Source organism: Arthrobacter sp. UYNi723 (assembly GCF_054057635.1).
Genome location: NZ_JBSRZM010000036.1, coordinates 18,562 through 33,634, shown reverse-complemented (window position 1 = coordinate 33,634; position 15,073 = coordinate 18,562). Strand labels below are relative to the sequence as shown.

The 15,073-nt window shown below is 65.7% G+C and carries 12 protein-coding genes and 1 pseudogene; 5 read left to right on the top strand and 8 right to left on the bottom strand.

Annotation, left to right across the window (positions count from 1 at the left end; all coding sequences use genetic code 11):
• The first annotated feature begins 152 nt into the window (after positions 1–152).
• The gene (locus tag ACVWY0_RS20190) at positions 153–1,388 is read left to right on the top strand and encodes an NYN domain-containing protein (RefSeq protein ID WP_485838271.1); all 1,236 of its coding nucleotides are present in this window, start codon (positions 153–155) and stop codon (positions 1,386–1,388) included.
• A 52-nt stretch (positions 1,389–1,440) separates the two neighbouring features.
• Here ACVWY0_RS20190 and ACVWY0_RS20185 read toward each other — a convergent pair whose 3' ends face one another.
• Positions 1,441–2,481, bottom strand: a complete 1,041-nt coding sequence (locus ACVWY0_RS20185) for an amidohydrolase family protein (RefSeq protein ID WP_485838270.1) — start codon at positions 2,479–2,481, stop codon at positions 1,441–1,443.
• Positions 2,482–2,526: 45 nt separating this feature from the next.
• On the opposite strand from ACVWY0_RS20185, the pseudogene ACVWY0_RS20180 reads away from it, so the two are divergent.
• A pseudogene (locus tag ACVWY0_RS20180) lies at positions 2,527–2,814 on the top strand (MFS transporter); the annotation flags it as partial.
• A 55-nt stretch (positions 2,815–2,869) separates the two neighbouring features.
• Here the strand turns inward: ACVWY0_RS20180 and ACVWY0_RS20175 are convergent.
• The 5 genes from ACVWY0_RS20175 to ACVWY0_RS20155 form a co-directional block, all read right to left on the bottom strand.
• A complete protein-coding gene (locus ACVWY0_RS20175; protein WP_485838269.1) occupies positions 2,870–3,508 on the bottom strand; it encodes a GOLPH3/VPS74 family protein in 639 nt (212 codons plus the stop codon).
• Positions 3,509–3,775: 267 nt separating this feature from the next.
• On the bottom strand, positions 3,776–4,444 hold the full coding sequence (locus tag ACVWY0_RS20170) for a GntR family transcriptional regulator (RefSeq protein WP_485838268.1): 669 nt from the start codon (positions 4,442–4,444) through the stop codon (positions 3,776–3,778).
• A gap of 35 nt (positions 4,445–4,479) precedes the next feature.
• Positions 4,480–5,466 (bottom strand): ornithine cyclodeaminase family protein, encoded by a 987-nt coding sequence (locus tag ACVWY0_RS20165; protein WP_485838267.1) that lies wholly within the window; start codon positions 5,464–5,466, stop codon positions 4,480–4,482.
• Positions 5,467–5,549: 83 nt separating this feature from the next.
• Positions 5,550–6,887: an amidohydrolase family protein gene (locus ACVWY0_RS20160; protein WP_485838266.1), complete on the bottom strand. Its 1,338-nt coding sequence runs from the start codon at positions 6,885–6,887 to the stop codon at positions 5,550–5,552.
• 203 nt (positions 6,888–7,090) lie between these two features.
• The gene (locus tag ACVWY0_RS20155; protein ID WP_485838265.1) at positions 7,091–8,578 is read right to left on the bottom strand and encodes an amidohydrolase family protein; all 1,488 of its coding nucleotides are present in this window, start codon (positions 8,576–8,578) and stop codon (positions 7,091–7,093) included.
• 145 nt (positions 8,579–8,723) lie between these two features.
• Between ACVWY0_RS20155 and ACVWY0_RS20150 the strand changes: the two genes are divergently transcribed.
• The 3 genes from ACVWY0_RS20150 to ACVWY0_RS20140 all read left to right on the top strand — a co-directional run bounded on the left by ACVWY0_RS20150 (position 8,724) and on the right by ACVWY0_RS20140 (position 12,584).
• Positions 8,724–10,181 (top strand): DUF3100 domain-containing protein, encoded by a 1,458-nt coding sequence (locus ACVWY0_RS20150; RefSeq protein WP_485838264.1) that lies wholly within the window; start codon positions 8,724–8,726, stop codon positions 10,179–10,181.
• Positions 10,182–10,265: 84 nt separating this feature from the next.
• The gene (locus tag ACVWY0_RS20145) at positions 10,266–11,498 is read left to right on the top strand and encodes an amidohydrolase family protein (RefSeq protein WP_485838263.1); all 1,233 of its coding nucleotides are present in this window, start codon (positions 10,266–10,268) and stop codon (positions 11,496–11,498) included.
• Positions 11,499–11,672: 174 nt separating this feature from the next.
• Entirely contained in the window at positions 11,673–12,584 is a 912-nt protein-coding gene (locus tag ACVWY0_RS20140; protein WP_485838262.1) for an alpha/beta fold hydrolase, read from the top strand.
• A gap of 10 nt (positions 12,585–12,594) precedes the next feature.
• Here ACVWY0_RS20140 and ACVWY0_RS20135 read toward each other — a convergent pair whose 3' ends face one another.
• Together ACVWY0_RS20135 and ACVWY0_RS20130 are read right to left on the bottom strand one after the other, a co-directional pair.
• Positions 12,595–13,350 (bottom strand): GOLPH3/VPS74 family protein, encoded by a 756-nt coding sequence (locus ACVWY0_RS20135; RefSeq protein ID WP_485838261.1) that lies wholly within the window; start codon positions 13,348–13,350, stop codon positions 12,595–12,597.
• A 129-nt stretch (positions 13,351–13,479) separates the two neighbouring features.
• A complete protein-coding gene (locus ACVWY0_RS20130; protein ID WP_485838272.1) occupies positions 13,480–15,069 on the bottom strand; it encodes a serine hydrolase in 1,590 nt (529 codons plus the stop codon).
• Positions 15,070–15,073: the final 4 nt, after the last annotated feature.

The following is a 15,073-nucleotide window of genomic DNA, read 5'->3' as shown; positions in this document are numbered from 1 at the left end:
CCGCGCTACGGACTCCGCAATCTGCACACTATCGGCCATACCACGAACTTACCCGCCCCAACAATGAAAACCTAGGTTATTTTGACGCGTGTCCTTAGCGTGTCGCAGCCGAACCGGTCGCCAGTTCGCGACGATACTGCCAAACTGGGCCAATGAACGAGGCCGTCTCACCCTCCCGCAGGCCAGGCATCCGAGCTGCGATGTTTGTTGATTTCGACAACGTCTTCACCGGCCTGCAGGCACTGGATCCTCTTGCGGCCAAGCGCTTTGCCGAAGACCCGAAGCACTGGGCCGACGCGTTGTCAGCAGGTGGTTCCGGCGAGGACGCCCGCCGGTTCCTGATCCGCAACTGCTACCTGAACCCGGTGGTGTACTCGAAGTACCGGACCTACTGGACCCGCGCCGGCTTCCGCGTGATCGACTGCCCATCGCTGACGCAGCGCGGAAAGAGCAGCACGGACATCAATCTGGTGCTTGACGCCATGGACGCACTGTCCGGCAACGTTGGCATCGAAGAGTTCTTCATCGCCTCGGCCGATGCCGATTTCACGTCCCTGATCCAGCGGTTCCGGGCCGCTGACCGGATGACCACGGTCATCGCCGCCGGCGCCGTGGCTTTCGCATACCGGGAGATGGCGGACCATGTGGTGGAATCCCACGACTTCGTCGCCATCCTCAACGGCTCAACGGTGGAGCCGGTTCACGCGGCGGCGTCCGGGAAGCAGCAGACTGTCCCGCCGGCGGGGAAGGTGAAGGCCAAGTCCGCCTCGCCCGCAATCCGTGAGGTCCTCGAGTTCGTCCGCGCCGCTCCTGGACCGGTAAACGGCGCGATGGTGGCCCACCGGGCGCTCACGGCAGAGCCATCCCTGAAGACGGACTGGGGCGGCTGGGGAAAGTTTGGGACGTGGGTGTCCCAGATCGGCCAGGGCGTCGAATATTCCCCGGCACAAGGTGGCTGGGTCTGGGACGCGAAGCGCTTCTCGAGCGAGGACCTACCTTCGCCCGCGGACCTGCAGCCGGGCATCGAGGAACAGGTCACCAGGGTGACGGACGTGCCGGCCCTTTCCGCAGCCCAGTTCCGGCAGATGTTCCAGTCCATGGAAGCCAGGCTTCGTGAGCATCCACTCAACCGCACCGAACTGTCCCGGCAGGTGAGGGACGACTGCGTCAACGCGGACCAGCCGGTCTCCCGCAACGCCGTGAGCTTTGTCCTTCAAGGCCTGGCCTACGTCAATTTCCCGCTTACCGACGAAGCGACGGCCGAAGGCCTCGCGGCAGCCTGGACCGCGAACGTCGAGGAACTCTGCCGCGTGGCGCTGCTGGAGTTCGACGCCGCCGAGAAGCTCGCCGTACGGCGCTGGGCCAGCGGCGGACTGCTGGACAACTGAACAACAGGAGACGCGGACGACGGCGGGACCTCCCGCCGTCGTCCGTTTCCGTTTAGCAGGGCCCGGCTGAGGCGGGCCGCCAGCCGTCCAGCTTGAGAAGCCGCGCGGCATTTCCGCCGAAGATCTGCTGAAGCCCGCCGGTGGGCATTCCCATTTCCCAACAGATCCTGAGCTGGTCCGCGAGGTACCGCCGCGCGAAACCGCGCGGGAACCACGACGAGTCCGAGCCGAAGATGATGCGTTCGGATCCCATGGTTTCGTAGAAGCGGCGGAAGAGGTCCTCCAGGGTCAGCCGATGCGCCATGTATCTGACCCATTGGTTGGAACCGGACGTATCCACCACTACGTTGGGGCAGGCCCACATCAGGAAGAGCACCTCCTGGACGTGCTGGATTCCGAAGTGCGGGATAACGAAGGTGACTTCCGGGTACCTCTTGGCGGCGCGTTCGAGACTGGCGGGGTTGCTGTACGCATTCTGCGCGATGCCGCCCGCTGATCCGCAGTGGCCGAAGTGGATCAGAACGGGGACGTTGCGGCGGGACGCGACGTCCCACACGGGGTCTGCCGCCGGATCGTCCATCCGCGACGAAGCAAGGGGCGCGAACAGTTTCAGCCCACGGAGTCCCCGGGCCACTGCGTTTTCGAACTCCTGGGCAGCTCCCGGCGCGAACGGGTCCGCCATCGCGGCCATGCCCAGGAACGTTCCGGCGCCGCGGGCAACCAGTGCCACCATCGCGTCGTTCCCGCCGGCGGTGACGAAGGCGGCATGTTCGACCCCGTTTTCGGCCAGCTCGGCGGTCCAGCGGTCGGCTTCCGCTTCCCATCCGGCGTCCGCTGACAATGGTTCGGGGTCGGCGAAGTCCCAGCTCCGGCGCCACTGGGCCGAGGTCCTGGCGACGGCGGCAGAACGGGCGGCCTGACCGGCGTCGTATTCGTCGCAGCCGCTTCTCGCGTCGGCGCCGCCGTCCGGCCCGAACTGGCCGCCTGCCAGGGAGCGGGTCAAGGGGTCGTGAGGCATCCGGAAATGCAGGTGGAAGTCGATGATCGAAAGCCCCTGGACGGTGGGGCGGCCATTAATGGTGTCCGTTTGCACTGTGTTTCCCCTCAGCTCAGTGTCGCGGCCGGAAGTACGACGGCGGCCCGGCGTTCCGGAGCGGTGGCCGTCACCGCGTTCCTCATAGCGCCGATCGCCCAGGTCTGGATCATCCCGTACGCGCGGTCCACGGAGGGCGCTGCCCAGTTGGCTCCGCTGCTGGGCGAGGGCGTCTCCCGCGGCATCGCCCTGGTCTTCCTGGTGGCTGGGATCATCATGATCGCGGCCGCCTTGCTGGCCTTCCTGACCCCGGTCTACCGCCGGGTCTCGGCGTCGTACGCGCAGGCGGCTGCCGATGCGCCGGAGACGGCGGCACCGCCCCCCTCGGGATGAGTAAGGACGTACGGAAAGCGGACGACGGCGGGACCTCCCGCCGTCGTCCGCTTGCCTACGTTGCGGCTTCCGCCTCGGCCAGTCTGATCATGCGGAGCTCGCCCGCCACCGCGCGGGACGGCCAATAGTCATTCGCCAGTTCCCTCGCATGGCCCTGATCCGCTGCCGGGAAGATTTTCCCGAGCAGCTCCGCCGAGTAGAGCAGCGCGGTCAGTGCGGTGGTACGCGGATCGGAGGCTCCACCCCTGAGCGCGGCCTCGATCCCTTTCAGCAGCGCCGCCTCCGGAGCGTGATCCTTCTCTGGGTACCGTGTGATCCTGAAGAGGCCAAGGTGCCTTTCGCCCACGTGGTCCACGATGCCCAGCGACGCCATCCCCTCATAGACCCGGTGCAGCTCGGCGCGGCTCTCCAGCATCGACACCCACCGCTTGGGAGTGTGGGGTCGCGACTTGTCCCGGATGAGGTCCAGCTGATGCTGGAAGTCCGTGTGCGGGGTGGCGCCGGTAGCCCTGACATGCTTCCCCTGCAGCTCGATTGCGCCGAGCAGGTCCAGCTCGGCCAGTATCGCCCCGGCCAAAGCGGCCTTGAGCACGACCTGCGGAACGGCGGGCTCGCCGTCCTTGTCGTTGGTGGCCAGCAGGAGCAGGGCCTGGGGAATATTCAGCTCTTCCGCCTTGGGTACTTCAGCGTTCATAGGATCAGGGTGGACCCGACCGGGTGCCCACCACAACGGTGATTTACAAGCCGGAGACGCAAACCACCGGTCGCAAACCAAATTGTCGGAGTTCGCGCTGGGGCTCTGGCACTAACGCTCAACGCAGGGTCTCTTACTGCCCAATAATGGGCACTTATTGGGCCAAAAGTGACCCCGCGTTGGGCCCCCTCCCCGCTGCTTTCGCGGCGAAGGTGAGCGGACGACGGCGGGACCTCCCGCCGTCGTCCGCTCAGGTTTACGGGACGGTCAGCTTTCGGGGAGGCGCCCGGCCAGTCCTTGGAGCGACGGTTCCCGGCCCAGCTCCACATGCGCGAAGGCCAGCGCCGCCGCCAGGTCCGCCTTGCCGTCATAAATGGCCTTGCACAGGCTCAGGTGCTCCGCGCACTGAACCTGGGGGTCACGGTGCCCGGTCAAAGTGAAGAGCCACTGCATCCTGCCCAGCAGGGGCTTCATGGAGGACTCCAACAGCGAGTTGCCCCCCATCGCTACGATCTCTGCATGCAGGGCTGTGTTGCTGAGCGGTATCTGCGCATGGTCGTGGCGCAGGGTTGCTTCTTCTGCCTGGTCCATCATTTGCCGCAGCCGCGACGACGACTGGCCTCCGGCGGCGGCCTGGGCGGCGAGGCGTGCGGCGAGGACTTCCAGGCTGAGCCGCACGTCAAAGAGTTCATTGACGTCGCGCAGGGTGATCTGCTTGACTGTGGCACCACGCCGGGGGGAGGCGTCAATGAAGCCTTCGGCCTCGAGCTGCTGGAGGGCTTCCCGCACGGGTACCCGGGAAACAGCCAGAGTCTGGGACAGCTCACGTTCCCTGAGCCGGGATCCTGGCGCGAAGTCACCGGAGATGATCAATTCCCGGATCCGGGCCCGGGCAGTGTCAGCCGAGGACGCGGGGGCTTCCGCTTGGACTGTCATTCATGCCTCCCGTTATTGCATACTTCCGCGCTTACTCAGTTATTCAGCTCCACGCGGGTGCCAACCCCCTGATGGAGCGCAGCGTCGTACAGGAGCCGCCCGATGGCAAGATCCTGCAGACCGATACCAACCGAGTTGAACAAGGTTACGTCCTCATCACCAAGGCGACCTGCTTGTGTCCCCGCCGCCACGTCACCAAGCTCGGCCACCACGTCCTCAAAACTCATCACACCTTCGGCCACCGGGATGATCAGCCCGCCGGATTTGGCTCTGGCCGTGGCCAGGCTGTCCACGAAGACCCGTGCCCTCACCATGCCCGCCGAATCAATCTCCCGGTGGTCCGCCCGCGGACGGGATCCGACGGCGTTCACGTGCAGTCCGGGCGTGAACCACTCGCCCTTGACCAAAGGCTCAACGGCCGGGGTGAGGGTGCACAGCACGTCGGCGGCCTCCACAACTTCCCGGACGCTGGACGCCCGCGTGACGTTGAGGCCGTAATGGGAAATCTCGCCGCAGAAGGCGGCCACGGTGTCCGCGGAACGGGACCACACCACCACTTTTTCAATCGGGAGGACGGCCAGCATGGCTTCCACGTGTGCCACGGCCAGGGCGCCTGCACCGACCAGTCCCAGTGTGGTGCTGCCGGGCCTCGCGAGGAGCTTCGTCGCCACGGCACTGGCGGCGGCGGTGCGGACCCGGGTGGGGACTTTGCCGTCCAGGATGGCCAGGGTTTCGCCGGTTAGCTGGGAGACAAGCATGATCGTGGACCGCTGCGTGGGCAGGCCGGACTCCCGGTTTTCCGGGATGTCCGCCAGCAATTTGACGGATGCCAGCTCTTCGGCGCTGGACAGCGCTGCCATCGGCAAGAACCTCGCGTCCGAGGACGGCAGGAGAAGGGAATCCGGCGCGGGCTGAATGGCGGTTCCTCGGCTGAGGCCGGCAAAGACGCGTTCGACGGCGGCGATGGTCCCGGGCATGTCGGCCAGGGCCTGGAGCTCGGAGGCTTTAAGAATCAAGGTCATGGGGTGGCTTTCTGGATTGGGCGGGCGCGTTGCCGGGCAGGAGGAGGGTGGGAAGGGACAGCGTCGCGCTTATCCCAGACCGATCAGAGGTCATTCCGTACCAGGACGCCCTGCGCCACCACGGCGCTGATTTGTTCCAGGGCCGAGGCGCTGTTCAAGGGATCCGAGTCCACGATGACGGCGTCTGCAAAGGAACCGCGCATCAGGCGTCCCGCACTCTCACCCCAGCCGAGCAGGGCGGCGGCGTTGACCGTCGCGGCCCTGAGCGCGTCCAGTGGTGAAAGCCCGGCCTCCGCCAGCAGACGCGCTTCAGTGCCTATCGGGGTCACATCGGATCCGAAGGAGTCCGTCCCTGCGACCACCGTCACGCCGGCTTCATGGGCGGCCTTCACTGCCGCTTTGATGATGGGCGTGTACTCCGTGCCGCGGGCGGCAAGGATTGGGTTGGAAGAGCCCGCCATGCTCGTGATGGCGTCCAAGGTGGGGGTGAAGTACGTCCCACGGCTGGCCATCCGGGAGATGGTCTCCTCGCTGACGAAGACGCCGTGCTCGATGCTGCGCACACCGGCCCGGACGGCACCATCTATCCCCTCGGCGCTGTAGGCGTGGCAAAGCACGCCTGCTTTGCCTGCGGCCTTGACCACCGCGGAGAGCTGTTCGTAGTTGTAGACCAGTTCGCGGGGGTCTTGTTCCGGCAGGCCCGCCCGGGGGTTGGCTCGGGTCTTGATCACCTGGGCACCGCGTTTCAGGTTGACGCGGGTGAGGTAGGCAAGGTCCCTTGGTTCTGTGACTCCCCCGGACAGGGACGCGAGCGGCGCAAGGTCCGGGTCTGCGAGGAGCGAGTCCCCAAGATCGGGTGAGATGAACAGGCCGGCCGGGCTCATCCGGGGCGAGGCGCCGGCGGCCCAGGCAGGCAGGGCAGCGAGGGCGACGTCCTGATAGAAGCTGCTTGAACCACTTCTGACGCTGGTCGCTCCGCCCTGCAGGATGGCCCGTGCATCCGAAAGCGCGTTCGCATGAACATGCACGTCGATGAGGCCGGGAAGGACCCACCGGCCGGAGGCATCCACGATGCGGGCGCGGCCTGCAAGGGCGGCCACTGCACGCCGTGTTTCCTCCCGGGTGCCCACCGCGGTGACCTTCCCTTCTTCCAGCACAAGGACCCCGTCCTGCACCGCATTGCCCGTCCTGGGGTCCACGATGGTGCCGCCCTCGATGATCATGGGCGGGGGCGAGACGGGGCGGCCAGGGTAGCCGGGGCTTGATGCGTTGCCCGCTGCCCTGGCTTCCGGGGCACTTCCAAGCTGGGCAGCCAGGCTTGCCACCGAGATTCCCGCCAGGGCGGCCGCCCCGGCCAGGATGCCGCGGCGTGGAACGGCAGTTGGAGGCAGGGCAGCAGAGGTGTGGTCGTGCAGGCACATTGTTCTCTCCAATGGGAAGGGCGCTGCCGGAGCAGCGCGGGTCCGGTGTCAATAGGTCAAAGTCGTGGTTCCAACGAGGGCGGATGAGCTTCCCCCATCAATGTGCTGGTGGCTCTCGCGTGCCCTCATCATACCGCTTTTGGTATACCAAGCCAAGATTGATCAGATGAATTGATCAGATGAAGAATCGAAGGTTGCGGTGGTCACGGGGCAGCGACCGACTGGGCGATTTCCGCGCGTGGATAGGTGGGCGGAAACAGCTGGTCAGGCTCCCGGAGCTGGACGTCCCGGACCGAGTAGGCCGCCCGCATCCCGTCGAACAGCCGCTGCCCCTCAACCCGCAGCGCGTCCAGGTCGATGCCGGGCAGGGCGCCGCCGACCACGACGGGGCGGCCTGCCACGAAGGTATCGGTCACCTGGCGCGCCGTCCCGTTGAGCACGAGCGTGCGCAGCGGGTCTTCGACCACACCGTCGCCGAAGCTGGCCAGGGAGACCACCGTAATGTCGGCCTGCATGCCGGGGGCAAGCCTCCCCAGGTCAGCCCGTCCGAGGGCCCGCGCGCCGCCGAGCGTCGCGGCGTCGAAGTAGTCGGCCAGGGTCCCGGCGTCTGGCCTCCCCTCGACCAGCCGGGTCAGGTGCATGCCGGCGTCCATGCCGCGCACAAGATCCGGCGGGAAGGAGTCAGTACCCAGGCAAATGTTGATGCCCGCCTTGCGGAAACGGTCGAACGAAACAAGCTGTTTCTGGTAGCGGAACGATGTCAGCGGGCAGTGGACAATGCTGACGCCGTGGCGGGCGAGTGCGTCAAGCGGTCCGCCCGGCGCTGACGCGGCAGGGTCCTTGCCGTTGATCACCACACCATGCGGGATGAGAAGCCGCGTGCCGAACAGGCCGGTGGACTCGAGCAGTTCCAGGACGCCGCGTCCAGCGGACTGCTGCAGGAGTTCGTCCTCCAGCGGGGACTGAAGGCAGTGGAGCCGGACGAGTGCGTCCCGCTGCCTGGCGATCCGCGCCGTCTCCCGCATGAGGTCTTCGGACAGCGTCTCAATGCGGCACGGCAGCAAGGCCCCGGTGACGAGCGGGTCGGCGAGACCCGCGGCGTAGTCCATGAAGCGCTCTGCGTCGCGCAGGCCCGCAAGCCCTCGGGCCTCGTCGAAGTGGACCTCGCGGTCGCCTGCGGCAGTGACGACATGGACCCCGGAACGGTAGGCCGGCCCAAGGTAGCCGCGCAGTCCGATCCGCCGGCTTGTCTCTGCCATGTCCACGAGTTCATCGAGGCCCTCAGCCCAGGAACTGTGGATTTCCGAGGCGATCGGCATGTAGGTCGTAATGCCGTGCAGGGCGAGCTGCGCCATGGCGAACTCGCGGACCGTGGCGCGCTCCGATGGCGTGAACACGTCCCGGCGACGGTTGGCGAAGTAGTCATCCGACCACAGGTGGCCGGCGGCGACGTCCGGCGAGGGCCACGAGTCCAGGATGAGGTGATCGATGTCGGCGAGGGCGTCCAGGTCTATCAGGCCAGGCATGACCAAACTCTGGCCATAGTGGCGCTCCTCATCGACCGGGCCCCCGTAGTTGCGCCCCACAAAGACGATGGAATCCCCCTCGAAGACCACTTCGCCGTCCTCGATAAGCGTGTGCCGCGTTCCGTCGAACCCCAGAACGTACCGGGCCGAGATTTTCTTGTACACCGTGCCTCCTTGGCGAACTGCCGATAAATGTGACTTGCCTCTCAATGGGTACGAGTATACAGTCACTTGGTATACCAAGCGTCGGATTCCGCGATGCGGGATGTTTTTGTTCTGATCCCCGATCTCCCCTCGAAAGGCCTGCGTCATGCGCAATGAAGCGAAGACCACAGGCGGCTCCGTGTCCGCCCTAGTGGACGCGCCGCCGTCCCGTTCCTTCCGTGCCCGCCCCGCCATGTGGCTCGCGATGATCGCACTCTCCACCGCCATCTGTGCCGTGGCCATTACGATCGGAACCCACAAGTTCCACCTCGGCCCGGCCGCCATCGTCCTGATGCCCATCCTGTGGACCGTTCTCATCGGCGGATTCCTCGGTGTCCAGAAATGGAAACCCATCGGAGGGCGTGCCCGTGCCGTGTCCACGCATCTGATGGACGTATCCATTGTTTTCTTCCTGGCAGGCCTCGGCACTCAAATCGGACCATCGCTGACGAAGTTCACAAACATTGGCCCTGCGATCCTCCTGCAGGAGGTCGGCCACGTGGTGGGCACCGTGATCCTGGCACTGCCGGTCGCAGTTGCGCTCGGCTTGGGCCGCACTGCGATCGGCGCCACCTGGTCGATCGACCGTGAGTCCTACCTTGCCTTCGCCATCCAGCGCTTCGGTGTCCGCTCCCCCGAGTACCGCGGCGTGTTCGCGGTGTGGGTGCTGGGCAGCGTCTTTGGCGCCGTGTTCATCTCCCTCCTGGCCGGTCTGCTCGGCGGAATGGACTTCTTTGATCCCCGGGCCCTCGCGTTGGGCCTGGGGCTGGGGTCCGCCTCCATGATGCTCGGGGGCGTGGGCGCCCTGTCCATCCTGTATCCGGAGATGGCAGGGGAGATCATGGCCCTCGCCGCACTGTCCAACCTCGTCACCAACATCGTCGGGTTCTACGCAGGTGTCTTTATCGCGCTGCCGATGTGCCAGAAGCTTTACAAGATGTGGTCCCGCATTTTCGGGCGGGACGACCTTGGCCGCCGTGTCCGGCGCGGTGCCCTCATTGGCGCTGCGGCTGGAACCCAAGCGGGCAGCTCAGGCCCGGCACGCGAGGGCGGCGCAGTGATCGAGTCCGGTGAGGCGCAGGGCATCGACACCGTGGACGTCAACGGCATCGAGGAGGACCCCAGTGTTATCCGGACGCCCAAGACGTGGCTCATCGCGTTCGCCGCGACCGGCGTGGCCGGCTTCCTGCTTAACGCCCTCGGCACCGGTTCCGTGCTGCCGCTGGATGCCGTCGGCGTGCTCATCCTCCTCACGCTTACCGCCGTCGCGCTCGTTCTTGCGAAGCTAGTCCCGGCGGTCCCGTCCAGCATCTGGGTCCTGGCCTTGGCCACCATTGCCTCTGCGACCTTCATGCCCACCGGCCCCTTCATCGCATCCACCACGCAGCACATCAACGTCCTCTTTGCTGGCTTGCCCATGATCGCCCTGATTGGCATGTCCCTCGGGCGCGACGTCAAGGCGCTGCGCTCACTGAGCTGGAAGATTGTCATTGTCGCCCTGATGACGTTCACGGCGAGCTTCATCGCCGCGGCAGTCATCGCCCAGGTTGCCTTGGACTTCTAGTACACGCTGCGGCAGGGAAGGCACCGGTCCCACGGGATCAGTGCCTTCCCCGTCGTTCACAGCATCAGCCGAAAGGAATGAACCATGCTCATCACCAATGTCCGCCCCTGGGGCGGGGACGCCGTAGACCTCGAGGTTCGGCAGGGGCGGATTGCGTCCGTTCACGCCGCGGGGACCGCCGTCGTAGTTGCAGACGCCGCCGGCGGGGAAGTCGAGGGACGGGGCCGGATCGCCGTGCCCGCGTTTACAGACGTGCACGTCCATCTCGACTCGTCCAGGATCGGGCTGCCGTTCCGGGAGCACACAGCCTCGCCCGGTGTGTGGAACATGATGTGCAACGACCGGGAAAACTGGCGCGACACCCCCATCCCCTACGGGGATGTAGTGGCGGGAACGCTGGAACGAATGATTGCGCGGGGCACCACCCGCGTTCGTTCCTACGCCCAGATCGATGTGGACTGCAAGCTTGAGCGCTTCGAGGCGGTCATGGCCGCGAAGGAGCACTTCGCCTACGCCGCCGATGTAGAAGTCATGGCTTTCCCCCAGGCAGGCCTCCTGCTCGAGGACGGCACTGTCCCGCTCCTCGAGGCCGCCCTCCGCGCGGGTGCGACGACCATCGGCGGTATTGATCCCTGCCAGCTGGACCGAGACCCGGTTCGCCATCTGGACATCGTCTTCGGTCTAGCGGAGAAGTACGGCGTCGACGTCGACATTCATCTGCACGAGCCTGGCCACCTGGGGGTCTTCAGCGCGGAACTTGTCTTCGAACGCACCCGCGCGCTGGGTATGGAGGGACGCGTCTCGCTGTCCCACGCTTACGATCTGGCCAATGTCCACCCCGACGTGACCGCCCGGCTCGTGGAGCAGATGGCCGAGCTCGACGTTGCCTGGGCGACGGTCGCCCCGGCTAGCGGCGGCACGCAATTCGACCTCGCCCGGATGACGGAGGCGGGGATCCGTGTCGGTTTGGGCGAGGACGGGCAGAGGGACTACTGGAGCCCATACGGCAATTGCGACATGCTCGACCGCACGTGGCAGTTGGCGTTCACACACCGGCTGCGCAAGGACCGGCTGATCGAGCACTGTGCGGCGATCGCCACCATTGGAGGCGCGTCCATCATGGACCGTACCGTCCAGCGCCTCACGAGTCCCGACGACCGGCCGGGCCTGGCTCCCGGAGATCGGGCCGACATCGTCCTGGTTGACGGCGAGACCATCACGAGCACCGTCATGGACCGCGGCACCGACCGCACCGTCATCCACGAGGGCAGGCTCGTCGCCGACAAACTGGTCGTTCTGCCGAACCCGGCCGCGTAGTCAGTCCGCCGCCCAGTTACGCGGACGACGGCGGGACCTCCCGCCGTCGTCCGTTTCCGTTTAGTGCCTAACCAGGCAGCGGTGCTCTGCACATCCAGTCCGGTCCAGTAGCGCCACGGCTCCGAATCCTTGATAGAGATCAACAGCAGTAGAGATCACCAGAGGAAGGCGGGCATGAGCGTTCGGCAGGAATCCGCGACGTGGGCGGCCACGTTGCGGCGGCACATCATTCCAACCGGGCTGGGCCCGTGCACGGTGCGTGTCCAACCGGCCTCCGGTGGCGGGTCGCCGGCGTCCGGCACACCGGAGGTGTATCTTCACGGCGCCGCGGGCTCCTGGACTACTTTCCGGCCGCTGGTTTCCGCAGCAGCGCCCCGCGATCGTGTCCTGATTGATCTGCCGGGCTGGGGCGAATCCACCAAGGGTGCCCGACTGGAACACTTCGCCATCGAGGCGATGGCACGCGCCGTCACCGAGGTGTTGAATTGGCTCAGCTACCCGCAATGGCACCTCGTGGGCCACTCCATGGGCGGCTTCCTGGCGTTGCATATTGCCGCGGCATGGCCGGAGCGGACCGCGAGCGTCGCCGCCATTTCGGCCACGACATTCGGCGTGTCTGAGGCCGCCCGCGAGCCACTGCGCAGCCTGTCTAGGTTCCCGGCGTTTGCCGGCATGAGGCTGCTCATGCGCTCACTGGCGTCCCTGGGTCCGGCAGGGCCGGCCCTGGTCCGTGCAGTCGGCGCCACCCCTGTGATGGGACCGTTGACGTCACCGCTGTTCGCCGATCCCGCAGGCATATCCGCAGGGGTGATCCGCGGGCTCGGTCATGACGCCCGTCCGGCCAGCTTCTCCGCGGCCGCCCGGGCAGTGGCCCACTACGAATTTGACCAGTGGCGCGGCGTCCGCTGCCCCGTGCTGGCGACCCGCGGGGACAGTGACGTGTTTACGTCTCCGTCCGACCTGGACCGGCTGGACGCGATGGTGCCGAACGTGCAGACTGTGACGATCCCGCGCTGCGGCCACTTCGCCAACGTCGAGCAGCCGGAGCACGTGCAGCAACTGCTCAAGGACCTGTGGTCACTGTGAAGTAGTCGAATCACAGGTTTGCGGCTTCTTGCTCCGCCAGTCTGATCATACGAAGTTCGTCCTCCACTGCGCGGGACGGCCAATAGTCCTTCGACAGCTCAGTTGCCCGGGTCAGATCTGCCGCTGGGAAGAGCTTGCCGAGCATTCCGGCCGCCTGAAGCAGGGCGATCAGCACTATGGTCCTGGCATCGGGTGCCTTCGAATCAGGCTTGGCATCAGGCGCCCCGGCAGCTGGCTTCGTGGCCTCGGACGCCCCCGCATCAGACCCTGCATCCGGCACCGTGGTATCCGGCGGCTCAAGTTCGGACGGCGGGCCGCTGAGGGCGGCCTGGATCTTTTCCAGGAGCGCCGCCTCCGGAGCATGGTCCTTCTCCGGGTACCGCACGGCCCGGAACCGGCCCAGGTGCTTTTCGCCGACATGTTCCACGATGCCCAGTGACGCCATCGCCTCGTTGACGCGCTGCACTACGGCGCGGCCCTCCAACATGCCCACCCACCCCTTGGGAGTGTGGGGCCGGGATTTGCCACGAATGAGTTCCAGCTCGCGCTGGAAGTCCGTTGCCGGGGCGTCGCCGGTAGCCCTGATGCGTTTCCCCTGCAGCTCGATCGCACCGATCAGGTCCAGCTCGGCCAATATTGCCCCTGCCACAGTGGTCCTGAGTGCGAACACCGGCACTTCAGGCTTGCCGTTCATGTCGTTCGTTGCCAGAAGAAGGAAAGCCTGGGGGAGGTTCAGCTCCGCCGCCTTCGGTGTTTCAGCGTCCATACGAACATGGTGGCCCTGTTGGGCGCCCACCACAATGAGGATTTACTAGCGTCGACGGCGCCTTCTGCCCATCTCCTGTTTATGGACGGAAACGGACGACGGCGGGACGTCCCGCCGTCGTCCGCAGCCTCACGAGGCCCGCGTGAATGTCCCCAGCCCGGTCCTGTCGTAGAAGTCCAGGGTGACGCTTGGCGAGGAGCCGCTGCCTGCTCCTGCAAACAGTGCACCGGCCAGGCCGTTGGCGTTTTCTCCGATGGATTCGAAGCTAAACGTGTCGCCGTCAAAGTGGGTAAGCGGGAAAGTCGTGGGACTGCCAGGCGGTCCCAGTCTCATGGCCAGTTTCCCGCCGTCTTCGAGGACCACAAGCTGGCCATAGTAGGAGTTGTCATAGGTGCCTGTGTAGGCACTGTTTGTCCTGGCAGGAGTGGGGGTAGCCGGAGTCTTGGTGTAGTCGACCTCAGGCTTCTCGGACTCATCAACTTGTTTGAAGACGCCAGCGGTGAATGCCAGCCAATCGACCGTGGGCGATCCGCGCTGGGCTGCATCTAGAAAGCCAGCAGCGATTGCTTCAGGAATTCCCTGTGGGCGCCCGTTGGTCAGGGCTACTATGGCCAGTTGTTCACCTGGAAGCATCGAGACGGCGGTGGCTGCGCCAAGATTAAATGCCCCGGAGTGTCCCAGCTGGACACGGGCCTGGTCATCGTAGGAGACGTTCCAGCCCAGCCCGTAGAAGCGGGACCGGGCAGCCGGAGCCGACGTCGGACCGGAGACTATATGGGGAACGTGGGTTGTTTGGAGGGCAGCCGGATCAATAACGGGATTGCCCTCGTAACTGCCGTTTCCGAGCTGCAGCCGGAGCCATTGGGCCAGGTCCCGCACCGACGAACTCGCACCGCCGGCCGGAGCCTGGGGATCGGCATTGCGGCGGTATTTCGCTGCCCACTCCTTGTTCCCGAGCGGCACGTGAAGGATGGCCTTGTTTGTGGCTTTCTCATAGTCCGAGTGACGGTAACTGCTGGCGGACATGCCCAGCTTCCGGAACAGGACCTCGTCGGCCAGATCTTCCCAGGTTGTTTTCATCGCATCGGCTGCCGCCTGGCCGGCTTCGGTGTAGCCGAAATTGGTGTAGTTGTAGCTGGACCGGAACGTATCAAGGGGCTCCTGATGGAGGTGGCCGAGGATGTACGCCCGATCGAATCCGAGGTCCTCCAGCAGATCACCCGAACCCGTTTTCAGCCCACTGCGGTGTGAGAGCAGATCAGCAAAGCTCGCATTCCGCGTGACGTAGTCATCCTTGAGCGCGAAGCTCTTGTTATGTTGAACGACGGCGTCGGTCCAGTTGATGACCTGTTGCCCCACCAACCCTGCCACCACTGTGGACGCCAGGGGCTTGGACACAGAAGCCACCTGGAACACCGTGTCAGGACCGACCTCCTCGGGCTTTCCGACCTCCCGGACCCCAAAGCCCTTGGAGTACACCACCTCGTCCCGATACACCACGGCTACGGCCATCCCCGGGAGCCCGGTGCTATCCATGGCGTCCCCGACCAATCCGTCCAGCGTGGCTAAGGCGTTTGTAACTTTCGCCCGGTCCAGCAGTGGTTCGATCTGTCCCGGCGGGGCGGGGATCTCCCTTGAGCCGTCAGGCGGCGAGCGCTCCGGCCCGTGCCGGCCGTCCCGTTTCCATCCATAGTGAACCCGCGCACTGCAAGCAAGCAATGGT

Excerpts from the sequence above, each read along its gene's own strand:
- ACVWY0_RS20190 (WP_485838271.1), top strand. The coding sequence starts at position 153 with ATGAACGAGGCCGTCTCACCCTCCCGCAGGCCAGGCATCCGAGCTGCG.
- ACVWY0_RS20175 (WP_485838269.1), bottom strand. The coding sequence starts at position 3,508 with ATGAACGCTGAAGTACCCAAGGCGGAAGAGCTGAATATTCCCCAGGCC.
- ACVWY0_RS20170 (WP_485838268.1), bottom strand. The coding sequence starts at position 4,444 with ATGACAGTCCAAGCGGAAGCCCCCGCGTCCTCGGCTGACACTGCCCGG.
- ACVWY0_RS20165 (WP_485838267.1), bottom strand. The coding sequence starts at position 5,466 with ATGACCTTGATTCTTAAAGCCTCCGAGCTCCAGGCCCTGGCCGACATG.
- ACVWY0_RS20160 (WP_485838266.1), bottom strand. The coding sequence starts at position 6,887 with ATGTGCCTGCACGACCACACCTCTGCTGCCCTGCCTCCAACTGCCGTT.
- ACVWY0_RS20150 (WP_485838264.1), top strand. The coding sequence starts at position 8,724 with ATGCGCAATGAAGCGAAGACCACAGGCGGCTCCGTGTCCGCCCTAGTG.
- ACVWY0_RS20145 (WP_485838263.1), top strand. The coding sequence starts at position 10,266 with ATGCTCATCACCAATGTCCGCCCCTGGGGCGGGGACGCCGTAGACCTC.
- ACVWY0_RS20140 (WP_485838262.1), top strand. The coding sequence starts at position 11,673 with ATGAGCGTTCGGCAGGAATCCGCGACGTGGGCGGCCACGTTGCGGCGG.
- ACVWY0_RS20135 (WP_485838261.1), bottom strand. The coding sequence starts at position 13,350 with ATGGACGCTGAAACACCGAAGGCGGCGGAGCTGAACCTCCCCCAGGCT.